Here is a 14,169-nt window from a genome sequence, read left to right as displayed (position 1 = left end):
TCGATGCCCTGGTATAAAGCCGGGACGGTTTCTGTCGTCCAAAATTCCAATACCGTGAACGGCACGGGCACATCATTCGTTACCAACTCCCGGGTCGGCGATGCTTTCCGCGGCCCTGACGGTGGCTGGTACGAGGTGACGAACATCGCGAGCAACGCCACGCTGTCGATCTCGCCAAACTACATCGGTGCGACGAACTCAGCAGGTGGTTATGCCATTGCGCCCATGCAGGGTTATCCCAAGGATTCGGCCGATGCCCTTCGAGCGCTGACCAATCAGCTTGGTGGCGTACTGGCCGTGCTGGGAACCGACCCCACGCAGGCCGGTGTCCGCGCCGCGTTGAACCTCTCCAATGCCGACGGCATTCCCGAAGGCGTGGCCAATAAATACCTCACGAATCCCCGCGTCTTGGCCGCGGTTCTTACCGGGCTGGACACTGGTGCAACCGGTGCAGTGGTCGCAACAGACAGCATCATTGCAGCGTTCAGCAAGCTTCAGGCCGGTAAGGCAGCCAAGGGGGCGAACAACGACATCACCGAACTGAATGCCCTTAACAAGCCGATCACGCCTGCCCAGGGCGGCGTTTCCGACGGCTACATCGATGGCTTGATTCCAACCTGGAACTCCAGCAGTTCCATCACCTTTTCGTCCGGCGCTGCGTTCATCCCTGGCACCGGAAAAACATTACGGGTACCGGCAGCCATCACTCTCTCAGGCATCGGTGGCCTGACCCCGGACGTGTTCTATTTTGCTTATCTTTACGACAACGCCGGTGTTCCTGCGATCGAACTCTCCGCTACTGTTTATGGCGCACCATATTTCGGGCGGGCGCGGACCAAGAGTGGGGATGCATCCAGACGGTTCATATGCGCTTTGCGCTCTGGCGCGGGTGGAACCCTCTACGGCTTCCAAATCTCCGCAACCAATATGATTTTCTACACGACGAACACTAGCATCGCGCCGTTTCGTCGTTTATCCGGAGGAACAGCCACGGCTTACACGGCTGTCGGATTGGGGCCGGTTATGCCTCAAGGCTGTCAGTCGGTAGCTCTGCGGGTAAGCGCTTCCGGCCAAGTGGTATTCATTTCGGTTCCAGCCGCTGGATCTACGCCGATGACAACCATCGACGTGGGGGCTCGCGTTCAGTTCGACTTCGTGACAGATACCAACATGGCCATCACTTATGCAGTCGCAGCTGCTGGTGGCTCAGCGTTCATTGATGTGTGCGGTTACGGATTGGAGCGATGAAGATGCCATACGCAATTACCCAAAACTCGTGGCGCGGCGTTGAGCCCGGATGGCCTATTGATCCTGGTGAAACGCTGTTCGAGGAACTACCCGCATGGCTTGTCGATAAAGTTGCGCTGGAGAATCAAGCTCGAGAGTCGACGGTTGCGCTGCGACTTCTGATCGAGCAGGCCAACACCGCAATCAGCCCTCTGCAGGCCGGGGTAGACCTGGACGAAATTACCGATGAAGACCGGGCGCTCTGGAAGGCTTGGAAACGATACCTGATCGCTCTGAGCAAAACGCCAGAGCGCGAGGGCTGGCCCTATGCCCCTGATTGGCCCGCGCTCCCTCAATCCCAATAGCCCGCCACTGAGCGGGCTTTTTTTTTGCCTGGAGAAAAAGCATGAACGTCACTGAAAAAGATCGCGAGATCCTCGCCCGAACGTTATGGGGCGAGGCGCGGGGGGAAGGCACCGCCGGGCAGATCGCTGTGGCATGGACGATCCGCAACCGCGTACTCGATGGAAAGGAAAAGTCGTGGTGGGGTGAAGGCTACGCTGGCGTCTGTCAAAAACCGTGGCAGTTCAGCTGTTGGAACAAGACTGACCCGAACTATCAATTCCTGATCGGCGTGAAGCAGATCCCGTTCCGCGAGCTGGCCCAGTGCCGGATTGCTGCTGACCAAGTGATCGACGGCAAAGTGCCGGATCCCACCGGCGGCGCCACTCACTATTACGCCACTAGCATCAAAGCGCCGGTTTGGGCGGCAAAGGCGAAGCAGTCGCTGATACTCGGGCACCACATTTTCTTCAAGGAAGTTCTATGACAGCCATCCCTTGGCGGGCAATAACTCGATAGGAGCTTGCTGCCTGTCTTCCCGACTCATAGGCACCAGCAAGCTGCGGGGACACTAGACTTAGTCGCAAGAATGCTCTGAAGTGAATCTCAAAGGCTCACCCGTAGCGGGCGACTTGATTATATCTTGCGACCAGTCCTGGCCGGTGCGTCTAAGAAGATAAGAGCATACCGGCCAAGACTGTGCGCAGCGTCTCAACGGTTCACGTTACCGATCGTTGACGGTGATGAAAGGGTCCCACGTGTGTGGTTCGCCTATCTGGTTCAGGTCACGGTCCAAAAGGACGAAAGTGATCTGGTAGGCGAGCTTCCCACCGTCTTCCGCCACAGCCTGCCAAAATGTATATGTGACATCGGTTTTGCCGATGCCATGCGGAGCGCTTTTTTCCAGATAGGGCACTGGGATATGAGGGATGTTGTACGAGGTTGGCGTTGAAATGGAGCCAGTCTCTTTGGGATCATTGCTGGGATTGCTGGTTTGTTTGATGCCGGTGATAAGTGCAACACGGTCGAAGTTGCGCGATAACGTAGTAGCGCGCCAGCGAACGTTGTCGCCCGGCTTGACGTCGATCCACAGTTCGTAACCCCCGTCCGCGTAGATTCCGCTCGCTTGGCTATCGATCGCATCACGATTTACCAGCATGGAAACCGCATTAGCGACTAATGCATTAGGGTTGGCAATCAGATAATCGGCATCTACAGCGATAAGCACATCAATTGTTTGGGTCGATCCAGACATTTTGTCGCTCCTTGTTTGCAATGGCACACAGACCGCGCCCTCATAGGGTGTCCGGCCACCCGGTCCCTGGGTGCGGTCTGGGAGGAGAGTAGTTGAGCGATGCGTATCGTCAAGGTCCGATGAATTCCGTTACGCAGTCAAAAGCCGATAGGAAGAATCAGCTCGGACTGATCATTGCGAACGTTGCCGACGGCCTTGTCCACCTTGAACCATTCGAAAGCCTCGGATGGCTCGCCCTCATGCAGCACCATCTGTTCGGCGCGTTCTTTCGGCGTGGCCGGGTCGAGCCATTCCCGCGCGAGCTCTGGCGGGAGAACGACTAGCCGCCGATCGTGGACATCGACCATGCCGCCGGCGCTATCAGCGGTGATGATCACAAAGCCGTCGTGCTCGCCAGGTTCGTGCTCCTCGTTGGGGTACTGGCCGATCGCAGCGCAGAGGATCGGGGATTGGTCGCGGTGCCTGATCAGGTAGGGCTGCTTCTTTGGCCCGCCTTCGTCGACCCACTCGAACCAGTTGTTGATCGCAATGATCGCCCGGTGCGGCCAGATCGCGCGGAAGAACGGGCCGTGAGCGACTTTCTCGACGCGTGCATTGATCGGCGCGGCGCGGTCTTTTGCCCAGTGCGGGCGCCACCCCCAGCGGACCATGTCCGCGTGCAGGAACTGGCCTTCCTGGTGGAAGAGGGCAAGTTGAGTGGTCGGCGCGGCGTTGTACCGCTCAAAGGGCTGTTCGCCGGTAGAGTTGATGAGCGCGTTTGGCATGCTCAGCGCCGCCACAAAGTCGTGAATGCCGCTGTACTGGGAAAGTCGTCCGCACATTGCCATAGCCTCGCTGGATCTGGTTCAGCATAGACTCACCAGCGCTGGCTTCGTCACAAACCTTTTCCGGCGCAACATTCGCAATGGTCTGCCAGCTCTTCCCGATCTCGAGCATCCCTGAGCAGGCGTTGGTTTTCTTGAAAGAGATGGTCTCTTTGGTGTTCGACGTCGGCGAACCTTCGCTTTTCGCATAGCAAATCCCCCTCGGCATATTGAAGCTTTGCCTTCAGAGAGTTCCGCTCCTGTATGAGTGCATCATTGTCCTGGATCAATCCCTGAATATTTTCCAATGCCCGCTGCAGCTTGAGAGTGAGCGCTTCGAATTCGTTTTCGTACATCCTGAGCTGGTGTCGGCAGGTTTCGAGCGGGGTCGGGTTACCGAGCCAATCATCGGTGTCTTCTATGAGGTTGTCCACGGGGCTGCCTTGCTGATTACTGGTTGTATATACAGTAATCGAGCCGATGCGGACGGGCGAGGTTGAGCCGACGAGCTGTCAGTCCGGCGTCATCATCACCGCCAGGGTCATCTTGATGAACTCTTCGTTCCTATCGATCGCCGAGAGCGAGCCGCGGACGTTGTCCGAGACTTCGGTCGCGCCGAGTTTTTCGGCCCACAAGGTAAGCTCCATGATGGCGGCTTCGAGCGCGAGTTGGTTTTCGTTGATTTTGTAAAGCAGGGAAGGGAGCAGGTCAGAATTATGCATTGGGAGTCCTCCATGGAAGAACCCAGAGTAGCAGGTGAAGCAAATTTCTGATCGAAAGGGATGAGGCGGGCCGAGCACTATGAGAACAGCCAGCCCCATCGCAAAAATTTACTTGCCTTTAGCTGGTGCGTTACCGCGGCCGTCTCCCGAGGGCTTCCCTGTTTTGCTTGGCAGATTTGCTACCGGTGGGGCTTTCGAGCCACCCGATTTACTTGCAGGTGTTGAACCACTTTTGCCGCCGCTTGATTTCGACATCGCCATCTCCTTGTTACGCGAGGGAGGGATTGCCGGGTAAACAGTAGTAGATTTTTAGGTGGATGCGAATTTAGTTCGGCAGAACGCCGGAGAAGGGGGTAAATCGGTAAAGTTATGGAACGCGTCCCTAAAAGTTATGGAACGCATCTTTCAAGGATAAAATTTTTGAGCCTGCCAGAAACAACAAAGCCCTGAATAATCAGGGCTTTGTCGTACATAAGATGGCGGAGGCGATGGGATTCGAACTCATGGACCTGTTACAGTCGACGGTTTTCAAGACCGTTGCCTTAAACCACTCGGCCACACCTCCGTTGCGTTGCGGGCGCCATAATACCTGAATGAAACACACTGTCAAACTCTCTGCATGGCTTGTTACAGAGCGTCTGTTATGATCTTTGCGACTGAACGTTTCAAACCAACAGGAGTGTCGCCATGCGCGAACAGGATTACGCAGTTAATAACAGCGTGCAGGCTGAGCAGCTAGAGGTTAGCCGCGTCCTGCGCAACACTTACGGCCTACTGGCGCTCACCCTCGCATTCAGCGGCGTGATGGCTTTTGTCGCGCAGCAGATGCGAGTCGGCTACCCGAATATCTTCGTGGTGCTGATCGGCTTCTACGGGCTGTTCTTCCTCACCAACAAACTCCGTGACTCCGCGTGGGGCCTGGTATCTGCCTTCGCATTGACCGGTTTCATGGGTTTCCTGCTCGGCCCGATCCTCAACCGTTACCTGGGCATGCAGGGCGGCGCTGAAGTGGTCAGCTCGGCGTTCGCGATGACCGCGCTGGTGTTCGGTGGTCTGTCGGCCTACGTGCTGATCACCCGCAAGGACATGAGCTTCCTCGGTGGTTTCATCACTGCCGGTTTCTTCGTGTTGCTGGGCGCCACGCTGGCGAGCTTCTTCTTCCAGATCAGCGGCCTGCAACTGGCGATCAGCGCAGGTTTCGTGCTGTTCTCGTCGGTGTGCATCCTGTTCCAGACCAGCGCCATCATCCACGGCGGCGAGCGCAACTACATCATGGCGACCATCAGCCTGTATGTATCGATCTACAACCTGTTCGTCAGCCTGCTGCAACTGTTCGGCATCATGAGCCGCGACGACTGATAGCAATGATGCAATAACGAAAAACCCGCTTCGGCGGGTTTTTTGTTGTCTGCGGGAAAGTGCCGGCTCAGTTGATGACGATGCTGCCATCCACTTGCTGGCGGTAAATCGTGTAAGGCAGCAGCAGGGTATCGAGCGCGCCGGAGACGACGGCGTCCACCAGTACCACCGGAATGGCCGCGTTGCGGTGCTCATCAGGGTCAATGCCTGAAGCCAGGGGAGCGTTCAGCGTGCAGAAGTCATAGGCGAGGCCGCTGTAGATTCTCGGCACTGCACCGCAATAACTTTTTTGTTCCTTCAGCCCGTCCACAGCGGCCTGATCGTTACGTGCCACCGTCTGAATCGTGCCGCAACCGCCAAGCAGCATGGCTGCCAGCAGCGTTGCCTGAATTTTCATAGCGCCAAATCCTTAGCCGCGGAAAATCACAATCTACGCCAAATAATGGCAGAAAACATCTAGGCCATCGGCGGCAATCGGCGTTTGACCGGGGTTTTCTTGACAATCGCCGTGTTGGTTTCCGCCAGGGTATTGAGCCGGTCGAGCAGGGTGTCGAGCTGTTCCATCGAACGCACATGCAGGCGCGCGATAAAGCAGTCTTCGCCGGTCACCTTGTCGCACTCGGTGAACTCAGGGATCGACAGAATCTGCCGCTCCACCTCCTGCAATTGCCCAGGTAGAGGCCGCACCCGAACGATCGCCTGCAATTGATAGCCAAAGTGCTTCGGGTCGATCTCGACGGTGTAGCCCTTGAGCACGCCGCGTTCTTCGAGGCGGCGCAAGCGCTCGGCGACGCTGGGCGAGGACAATCCACTGATCTGCGCCAACGCCTTGAGCGAGCGACGCGAGTCTTCCATCAAGGCAGTAATAAGGATCTGATCGATGTCGTCAGTCATGGGCGAACTCCGCAATTAGGCCATTTCGATGAATGACCCTCGATAAAAAAGGCAGATTCGCAGTTTAGCCTGTCTTTTGCGCTGGAGCCGCGCCCGGCGTGCTTGGCATACTTTTGCCATGCTTTCGCCAACCCTTTGGGAGAATGAACATGGACGCAACCCTGCGTCGCGGCTCGCTGGAAATGACCGCCGCCATGCTGATATCCGGCACCATCGGCTGGTTTGTATTGGTCTCCGGGCAACCGGTACTCGACGTGGTGTTCTGGCGTTGCGTGTTCGGCGCCGGCACTTTGCTGTTGATCTGTGCAGCGTTCGGTTTTCTGCGTCCGGGCATTCTGACCCGCGGCACCTTTTTGCTCGCCGTGCTCAGTGGTGTGGCGATCGTCGGCAACTGGGTGCTTTTGTTTGCTTCGTATTCTCGCGCGTCGATTGCCATTGGTACCGCGGTCTATAACGTGCAGCCGTTCATGCTGGTGGGCTTGGCGGCGTTGTTTCTCGGCGAAAAGATCACCGTGCAAAAGCTGTTCTGGCTGACGGTTTCGTTCCTCGGCATGCTGGCGATCGTCAGTGCCCACGGCACGCAAGGCGAGAGTGGCAGCGACTATCTACTGGGCATCGCGTTGGCCTTGGGCGCGGCGTTGCTGTATGCGATTGCTGCACTGATCATCAAGCGCCTGACCGGCACGCCGCCGCATCTGATTGCGTTCATTCAGGTCTGCACCGGGGTTCTGCTGCTGGCGCCGTTCGCGCATTTCAACGCATTGCCGCAAGCGCCCAGTGCCTGGGCCAGTCTGGTGACGTTGGGCATCGTCCATACCGGTCTGATGTATGTGCTGCTGTACGGCGCGATTCAGAAGTTGCCGACGGCATTGACCGGTGCACTGTCATTCATCTACCCGATCGCGGCGATCTTCGTTGACTGGTTTGCCTTTGGCCATCGCCTGGAAATCCTGCAATGGGTCGGCGTTGCCGCGATTCTGCTCGCCGCCGCCGGCATGCAACAAGGCTGGGGTTTCAAGGCGCGGCGACTGGCCGCGCAATGAGGCTCAAATGTTCCAGCGCGGGGCGGATTTCGCCAGGCGCTGGCGCATCTCGCCGATGTTGGCCGCCAGTTGCCGGGTCAACAAACGGTAACCGTCCAGTGCGCTGTAGACCGGCGCATCGAGGTTGGACTCCGGCAACTCCAGCGGCCTGTCGAGGCGACTCGTCGCGCCGCTTTTCAAGGCGCGGGCCATGCCGATCAGTTGCACGCGAATCTGCCGATGCTCGGCCTTCAGCGCCGATTGCAAATGCGCCATGGCCTCTGGATCGTTGGCATCCGGTCGGGTATTGCCAAGGATCTCCAACGTACTGATGCACATGCGCAGGTTGCGCTGGATCGCATCGAGTTCGGTCATGGAGATCTTCACTTCCTTGGACACCGACGGCATCAGCGAGCGCAACTGCACCATCACTGCGCCGAGGCGGCTCATCAAACGCAAATGTTCGTCGGCACTGACTGGCTGGCCGCTGATGATGCGTCCGTACACCGTGGCGCAGTCGCGCAACGCATCGGCGAGGTTGTAGCGCCACGAATACACCGCGTACAGCGGCAGGGCGAACGAAAATGCCAAAGCGAGGGCGATACCGATGAGGATATCGACACCGCGCCACAAGCCATCGCTGATCGGATTGTCGCCATGCCCGGCGACGATGAACACGGTGATCGCCGAGAGCAGGGCGGTGTAACCGCCCTTGCCGATGGCGTGATAGGAGAAGAATCCGCAGACCACAGCCATCGCAAAATAGGTCAGCCATGGCATCCCCAGCCACGCGTGCTGCGCCACCAGCGCCAGCCCGACCGCGGCGCCGATCAGCGTGCCGGTGGCGCGCTCCGCGGCTTTTTTGCCGATGTTGCCATGGTGCTGCAAGCCGCCGATTACGACCAGCATGGTCACTGAGGCCCATTCACCGTGGGGCAGGTTGATGCCGGTGGTCAGCAAGATCGTTGCCAGCAACCCGAGGGCCACGCGCACTGCGTGGATCAGTCGGGCGTGGCGGTAACGGCGATACGGGTCCAGCAAGGGGCGCAAGACCCGCCGCAGCAAGGGCGGAAGTCGATGGGTGCTGTAAGTACTCAGTGCAAGCCTCTCGTCATCTCGGTTCAGATCAGTGGAACGGAAAAATGTAATTCATCCATGCTGCCATACGCAGGAGGATTTTGCGCATCGCACCGATATGGTGGAAATGCTGACTGTACAACGCGGCCTGCCCGTAAGCGCCGCCCGGCATCCGTTTGCTGTACCGGGCGAAGGCCGGATCGGTGATTTCCATGATCACCGGCACCCGTCCGGCCGGCGAAGACCTTGCCGGGAATGCCGTCGAACGCCGGCCGGGCGCTTGACGACTTTGGCTCAGGTGCCGATGAGGTGGATCAGAAGATGTAATCAGTGGTCAGGAAACTCGAGTCACGCCCGCGAATGATCTCGCTGATCAGGTCCTTGTTGCTCTCCTGGAACTTGGTCGCCACCAGCGTACGGATCGAAAACACCCGCAACGCATCGTGCACCGACAGCGTGCCTTCGGCGGAATTCTTGCGGCCGTTGAACGGGTAGGTGTCCGGGCCGCGCTGACACTGGGCGTTGAGGTTGATCCGCCCGACCTGGTTGGCAAAGGTGTCGACCAGCCGACCGACCGCCACCGGGTTGGTGCCGAAGATGCTCAACTGCTGGCCGAAGTCCGACTCCAGCACATAGTCGATCACGGTATCGAGGTGACGATACGGCACGATCGGCACCACCGGGCCGAACTGCTCCTCCTGATAGACGCGCATCTGCGGGTTCACCGGGTACAGCACTGCTGGGTAAAAGAATGACGCGCGAGCCTCGCCGCCATGCGGGTTGACCACTTCGGCACCCTTGCTGCGCGCATCGGCGACCAGCCCGTGCAGATAATCGACCTTGCCCGACTCCGGCAGCGGTGTCAGCGCGACGCCGCTGTCCCACGGCATGCCCGGTTTCAGGGTGGCCAGTCTGGCGTTGAATTTTTCGATGAAGCTGTCGACCACGTCTTCGTGGACGAAGAGGATTTTCAACGCGGTGCAACGTTGACCGTTGAACGACAGCGAGCCGGTGAGCGCTTCGCTGACGGCGTTATCCAGATCGACTTCCGGCAGGACGATGCCCGGGTTCTTCGCGTCCAGACCCAGCGCGGCACGCAAGCGGTGCGGCTTGGGATGCAGTTTTTTCAGGTCGCTGGCGGCCTTGTTGGTGCCGATGAAGGCAAAGATGTCGATCTTGCCGCTGGCCATCAGCGCACTCACGGTTTCGCGGCCGCTGCCGTAGATCACATTGATCACGCCGGTGGGGAAGCTGTCGCGGAAGGCTTCGAGCAACGGGCGGATCAACAGCACGCCGAGCTTGGCCGGTTTGAACACAACGGTGTTGCCCATGATCAGCGCCGGAATCAGCGTGGTGAACGTCTCGTTCAACGGATAGTTATAAGGGCCCATGCACAACGCGACGCCGAGCGGTACGCGGCGGATCTGGCCGAGGGTATCCTGTTCCAGCTCGAAACGGCTGGAGCGGCGGTCGAGTTCCTTGAGCGCATTGATGGTGTCGACGATGTAATCGCAGGTTCGGTCGAATTCCTTTTCCGAGTCCTTGAGATTCTTGCCGATTTCCCACATCAGCAGTTTCACCACGGCTTCGCGTTGCTCACGCATGCGCCGCAGGAATGCTTCGACATGCTGGATGCGCTCGGCCACGCGCATGGTTGGCCACAGACCCTGGCCACGATCGTAGGCGCGAACGGCGGCGTCGAGGGCGGTGAGGGCGGTTTCAGCGTCGAGCAGTGGCGTGCTGCCAAGGATCACTTGTTCGTCGCCGTTGGCACCCTGCAGATAGACGGGGCTGCGCACTTGCGCGAGCGGGCCGTCCCAGCGCCGCAATTCACCGTCGACGAGGTATTCGCGCTGCTCGACCTGAGCGTCGAGACGGTATTTTTCGGGGATGTCGCTGACAGAAGGGAACAGATTGCCAAGGATGTTTGCTGTGGTCATGTCGCTACCCCGTGATGAAATCAATGTGCAGGTTAAAACCGATACCTGTGGGAGCGAGCCTGCTCGCGAAAGCGATTTTTCAGTCGGATCATCAGGGACTGACACACCGCTTTCGCGAGCAGGCTCGCTCCCACATTGGGATGTGGGGAGGTCTTGGAATTGTCGTTCCAAGCCTAGACCTGTTTCGCCCTGCTTGTGAACCCCGGCTGGCCCCGTTTGCCCCCTTGATTGTCCGGCAATGCCCTCAGCCCTCTGTCACCGCTGGCTTAAGGTGGACGCCTAACAACAAGCGCCACCCCAACGCGAGGCTTTTCATGCGGGCGATCCGACTCTGTTTATGGCTGGCAATGGCCACGGCGCTGTACGGTTGCGGCGAAGAACCCAAGCCGCAGCCGCTCCAGCGCAACATCACACCCGCCGACCCGGCGCTGGCGCAGATCTACGCCAACAGTTGCCAGCTGTGCCACGCCAACCCGGCGGCCAATGCGCCGCTTACCGGTGATCGCCAGGCCTGGGAGCCGCGTATCCGCCAAGGCACCGACACGCTGCTCGACCACACCATCAATGGCTACAACGCCATGCCGCCGATGGGCCAGTGTGTCGAGTGCTCGGAAGAACAATTCCTGCAACTGATCGGCTTCATGGCCGACCAGCCGCTGCCGCAATAAGGTGCCCGCCATGACCCTGGATCCGACGCGCCGGCAACTGCTGCAACGGGCGAGCATCGTCGGTGCGTTCAGCGCACTGGCGAGCCACCCGGCGCTGGGCCAGTTGCTGCGCGCGCCACGCCTGATTCCCTGGCGCAACTGGTCGGGCGCGCAAAGTTGCCTGCCGGCGGCGCGGCTGGCGCCGAAGAATCTTGATGAGCTGACAAGCGCCATTCAGCAGGCACCCGGCAGGATTCGCCCGGTCGGCTCGGCGCATTCGTTCAGTGCGCTGATACCCACCGACGGCACGCTGTTGTCGCTGAGTTATTTCAGCGGCTTGCTCGACCATGACGGCAAAACCCTGCAAGCCGAGTTTGGTGCCGGCACGCCCATGTCGCGCATGGGCGTGCCGCTCAGAGACATCGGCCAGGCGTTGCCCAACATGGCCGATATCGATTACCAGACCCTCGCTGGCGCCATCGCCACCTCGACTCACGGCACCGGGAAAACCTTTCAGTCCTGTTCGGCACAGGTCTGCGCCATGCAACTGGTCACGGCCAGTGGCGAGGTGCTGGACTGCGACCGTCAGCGCCATCCCGAGGTGTTCAACGCGGCGCGGGTCTCGCTCGGCGCGCTCGGTGTGGCGACGAGGATTCGCCTGCAAAACCGCCCGGCCTATCGCCTGCGCGAACATCAGTGGATCGCCAGAACCGAAGAGCTGCTCGAAGACCTTGACAAGAACACCCGCGAAAACCAGCACTGGGAAATGCTCGTCGTCACCCATTCCGACTACGCCCTGTCTATTGCCCTCAACGAAACCAACGACCCGCCCACGCCACCGATCAGCCCGGAAGAAGAGGGCGGCAATGAGTTCGTCAACCTGATCGAGAAACTCGACAAGTACGCCAGCGACTTCCCCGACCTGCGCCGCACGCTGCTCAACAGCCTGCGCCATCTGGCGAGTTTCGAGGATCGTGTCGGTGACTCTTTCGATATCTACGCCAACGTGCGCACGGTGCGTTTCAACGAAATGGAGTACTCGGTGCCCGCCGAACACGGCCCGGCCTGCCTGCGCGAAATTCTCAAGCTGATCGAGGACAAGGACCTGCGCACCTGGTTTCCCATCGAGTACCGCTACGTCAAGGCCGACGACATTGCATTGAGCATGTTCGAGGGCCGCGACAGCTGCTCGATCTCGGTTCATCAGCACTATCAGATGGATCATCACAACTTCTTCGCGGCGATCGAGCCGATCTTCTGGAAGTACAACGGCCGCCCGCACTGGGGCAAGTTGCACTCGCTCAACGCGCGAACCCTGCAACCGCTGTATCCGCGCTGGCGCGAGTTTGTCGAAGTGCGTCAGGCGCTGGACCCGCACGGGCGTTTTCTCAATGCGCATCTGGCGTCGATACTGGGAGTGAGCTGATGGCGGTCAATCGACGTAATTTTCTCCTCGGCACTTTGGGCGTCGGCGCTTTGTTGGTGGGCGTCGGTGCGTGGTTGCGGCCGGGCGACCGAGGCGGGCCGTACAGTGATTATTTTCGGGCGCTGAACAAGGCGCTGAAAGAGCACGGGCCGATGCGTCCGGTACTGTTGATCGATCTCGATCGGCTCGATCACAACATCGATGTGGTGGTGCAGTCGGTCAGGCGTGGCGGCAAGCTGTTGCGGCTGGTGGAGAAGTCGCTGCCGGCGCCGGGGCTGTTGAAGTACATAGCGCAACGCGCCGGGACGCCGCGGTTGATGTCGTTTCATCAGCCATTTCTCAATCACGATGCAGTGGCGTTTCCCGAGTCCGATATCTTGCTCGGCAAGCCGCTGCCGGTGCGTTCGGCTGAGCTGTTTTACCGCGCGCACAAAGGCGCGTTCGATCCGGTTCGGCAGTTGCAATGGCTGCTCGATGGGCCGCAGCGGTTAGAACAATATCTGGCCTTGGCGCAGGGTTTGCGTACGCGGATGCGCGTGAACATTGAGCTGGATGTCGGTCTGCATCGTGGCGGGGTCAGTGATGCGCAGGCGCTGGGGAGGATGCTGACGCTGATCAGTGCCCACCCGCAGCACCTGGAATTTGCCGGGTTCATGGGCTACGACCCGTTTGTGGGCATGGGCGTGCCGGGGATTCTCGGTTCGCCTGAAGAATTGTTCGCCAGGGTCATGGTGATTTATCAGCGTTATGTCGATTTTACCCGGCAGCAGTTTCCGGGTTTGTGGCGGGAGGGTTTGTGCCTGAACACGGCGGGTAGTCCGAGTTATCGCATGCATGAACACGAGACGCTGTGCAGTGAGGTGTCGGTGGGGACGGCGATGCTCAAGCCGACTCACTATGATTTGCCGTCGTTGAGCGGGCATGTGCCGGCGGCGTATATCGCTACGCCGGTGTTGAAGAGTACCGGCGCGGTGAATATTCCGGCGCTGGATGGCAAGTCGAGGCTGTTTTCGTGGTGGGACCCCAATCAGCGGCAGACTTTCTTCGTTTATGGGGGGAACTGGATGGCGGAGTTTGAATCGCCCATGGGGTTGCAGAGTAATGGGGTGTATGGGCGTAGTTCGAATCAGGAGATGGTCAATGGGTCGCCTGCTGTGGGCCTTGGGGTTGAGGATCAGGTGTTTTTGCGTCCTGCTCAAACGGAGTCTGTGCTGTTGCAATTTGGCGATTTGCTGGCTGTGCGGGGTGGCAGGATTGTCGATAGCTGGCCTGTTTATACCTGATGTACTCGATCAAAACTGTGGGAGCCAGCCTGCTGGCGATGGCTTTTCTCTCAGGCGCTTCTTGATTGGGTATGGGTACATATCCGTTGCTGCGGTAACGGCGGCTTAGGGTTCCGCCCTTACGGCGGGTCACCTTTTTCAAACGCCAAAAAGGTAACCCAAAACGCTTGCT

16 protein-coding genes, 1 tRNA gene and 1 pseudogene are annotated in these 14,169 nt (G+C 59.1%); 8 read left to right on the top strand and 10 right to left on the bottom strand.

Annotated elements, in window-relative coordinates; genetic code table 11:
• Positions 1–3: 3 nt before the first annotated feature.
• Genes ACYYKW_RS07775 through ACYYKW_RS07765 form a run of 3 tightly spaced genes read left to right on the top strand, consistent with a single transcriptional unit; the run spans position 4 to position 2,056 of the window.
• On the top strand, positions 4–1,248 hold the full coding sequence (locus tag ACYYKW_RS07775; protein ID WP_464989799.1) for a hypothetical protein: 1,245 nt from the start codon (positions 4–6) through the stop codon (positions 1,246–1,248).
• A complete protein-coding gene (locus ACYYKW_RS07770) occupies positions 1,245–1,592 on the top strand; it encodes a tail fiber assembly protein (RefSeq protein ID WP_464989798.1) in 348 nt (115 codons plus the stop codon). Before ACYYKW_RS07775 ends, ACYYKW_RS07770 begins: the two co-directional genes overlap by 4 nt.
• Before the next feature lie 41 nt (positions 1,593–1,633).
• Complete coding sequence (locus tag ACYYKW_RS07765) at positions 1,634–2,056, top strand: cell wall hydrolase (protein ID WP_464989797.1); 423 nt, start codon at positions 1,634–1,636, stop codon at positions 2,054–2,056.
• A 237-nt stretch (positions 2,057–2,293) separates the two neighbouring features.
• Here ACYYKW_RS07765 and ACYYKW_RS07760 read toward each other — a convergent pair whose 3' ends face one another.
• From ACYYKW_RS07760 to ACYYKW_RS07740, 5 genes are all read right to left on the bottom strand, one after another.
• Positions 2,294–2,824, bottom strand: coding sequence for an AidA/PixA family protein (locus ACYYKW_RS07760; protein WP_090283157.1), 531 nt, complete (start codon positions 2,822–2,824; stop codon positions 2,294–2,296).
• A gap of 137 nt (positions 2,825–2,961) precedes the next feature.
• On the bottom strand, positions 2,962–3,645 hold the full coding sequence (locus ACYYKW_RS07755; protein ID WP_464989796.1) for an SOS response-associated peptidase: 684 nt from the start codon (positions 3,643–3,645) through the stop codon (positions 2,962–2,964).
• Between the two features lie 53 nt (positions 3,646–3,698).
• Positions 3,699–4,061 (bottom strand): hypothetical protein, encoded by a 363-nt coding sequence (locus tag ACYYKW_RS07750; RefSeq protein ID WP_464989795.1) that lies wholly within the window; start codon positions 4,059–4,061, stop codon positions 3,699–3,701.
• Positions 4,062–4,139: 78 nt separating this feature from the next.
• Complete coding sequence (locus tag ACYYKW_RS07745; protein WP_464989794.1) at positions 4,140–4,349, bottom strand: hypothetical protein; 210 nt, start codon at positions 4,347–4,349, stop codon at positions 4,140–4,142.
• A 477-nt stretch (positions 4,350–4,826) separates the two neighbouring features.
• Positions 4,827–4,914: transfer RNA gene (locus tag ACYYKW_RS07740), tRNA-Ser, on the bottom strand.
• Positions 4,915–5,036: 122 nt separating this feature from the next.
• Between ACYYKW_RS07740 and ACYYKW_RS07735 the strand changes: the two genes are divergently transcribed.
• Positions 5,037–5,708: a Bax inhibitor-1/YccA family protein gene (locus tag ACYYKW_RS07735; RefSeq protein WP_008006561.1), complete on the top strand. Its 672-nt coding sequence runs from the start codon at positions 5,037–5,039 to the stop codon at positions 5,706–5,708.
• A gap of 67 nt (positions 5,709–5,775) precedes the next feature.
• Here ACYYKW_RS07735 and ACYYKW_RS07730 read toward each other — a convergent pair whose 3' ends face one another.
• Positions 5,776–6,105 carry a YceK/YidQ family lipoprotein gene (locus ACYYKW_RS07730; protein WP_090283161.1) on the bottom strand — a complete coding sequence of 110 codons (330 nt, stop codon included), beginning with the start codon at positions 6,103–6,105 and terminating at the stop codon, positions 5,776–5,778.
• 59 nt (positions 6,106–6,164) lie between these two features.
• Positions 6,165–6,602: an Lrp/AsnC family transcriptional regulator gene (locus ACYYKW_RS07725; RefSeq protein ID WP_093101884.1), complete on the bottom strand. Its 438-nt coding sequence runs from the start codon at positions 6,600–6,602 to the stop codon at positions 6,165–6,167.
• Positions 6,603–6,751: 149 nt separating this feature from the next.
• On the opposite strand from ACYYKW_RS07725, the gene ACYYKW_RS07720 reads away from it, so the two are divergent.
• The gene (locus tag ACYYKW_RS07720) at positions 6,752–7,645 is read left to right on the top strand and encodes a DMT family transporter (RefSeq protein WP_464989793.1); all 894 of its coding nucleotides are present in this window, start codon (positions 6,752–6,754) and stop codon (positions 7,643–7,645) included.
• Positions 7,646–7,648: 3 nt separating this feature from the next.
• On the opposite strand, the gene ACYYKW_RS07715 is transcribed toward ACYYKW_RS07720, so the two are convergent.
• The 3 genes and pseudogenes from ACYYKW_RS07715 to ACYYKW_RS07705 all read right to left on the bottom strand — a co-directional run bounded on the left by ACYYKW_RS07715 (position 7,649) and on the right by ACYYKW_RS07705 (position 10,641).
• Positions 7,649–8,689 carry an FUSC family protein gene (locus tag ACYYKW_RS07715; RefSeq protein WP_464989792.1) on the bottom strand — a complete coding sequence of 347 codons (1,041 nt, stop codon included), beginning with the start codon at positions 8,687–8,689 and terminating at the stop codon, positions 7,649–7,651.
• A gap of 61 nt (positions 8,690–8,750) precedes the next feature.
• Positions 8,751–8,945: pseudogene (locus tag ACYYKW_RS07710) on the bottom strand (HlyD family secretion protein); the annotation flags it as partial.
• A 70-nt stretch (positions 8,946–9,015) separates the two neighbouring features.
• Positions 9,016–10,641, bottom strand: a complete 1,626-nt coding sequence (locus ACYYKW_RS07705; protein ID WP_464989791.1) for an NADP-dependent glyceraldehyde-3-phosphate dehydrogenase — start codon at positions 10,639–10,641, stop codon at positions 9,016–9,018.
• Positions 10,642–10,955: 314 nt separating this feature from the next.
• Between ACYYKW_RS07705 and ACYYKW_RS07700 the strand changes: the two genes are divergently transcribed.
• The 3 genes from ACYYKW_RS07700 (at position 10,956) to ACYYKW_RS07690 (ending at position 13,997) form a co-directional block, all read left to right on the top strand.
• Entirely contained in the window at positions 10,956–11,309 is a 354-nt protein-coding gene (locus tag ACYYKW_RS07700) for a c-type cytochrome (RefSeq protein ID WP_093101881.1), read from the top strand.
• A gap of 76 nt (positions 11,310–11,385) precedes the next feature.
• Positions 11,386–12,714: a D-arabinono-1,4-lactone oxidase gene (locus ACYYKW_RS07695; protein ID WP_464989886.1), complete on the top strand. Its 1,329-nt coding sequence runs from the start codon at positions 11,386–11,388 to the stop codon at positions 12,712–12,714.
• 74 nt (positions 12,715–12,788) lie between these two features.
• On the top strand, positions 12,789–13,997 hold the full coding sequence (locus ACYYKW_RS07690) for a DSD1 family PLP-dependent enzyme (protein ID WP_464989885.1): 1,209 nt from the start codon (positions 12,789–12,791) through the stop codon (positions 13,995–13,997).
• The last annotated feature ends 172 nt before the right edge of the window (positions 13,998–14,169 follow it).

The organism is Pseudomonas sp. 15C (genome assembly GCF_055484735.1).
Note: the sequence above shows the minus strand (reverse complement) of the source record. Positions and strands in the feature narration are given on the sequence as shown.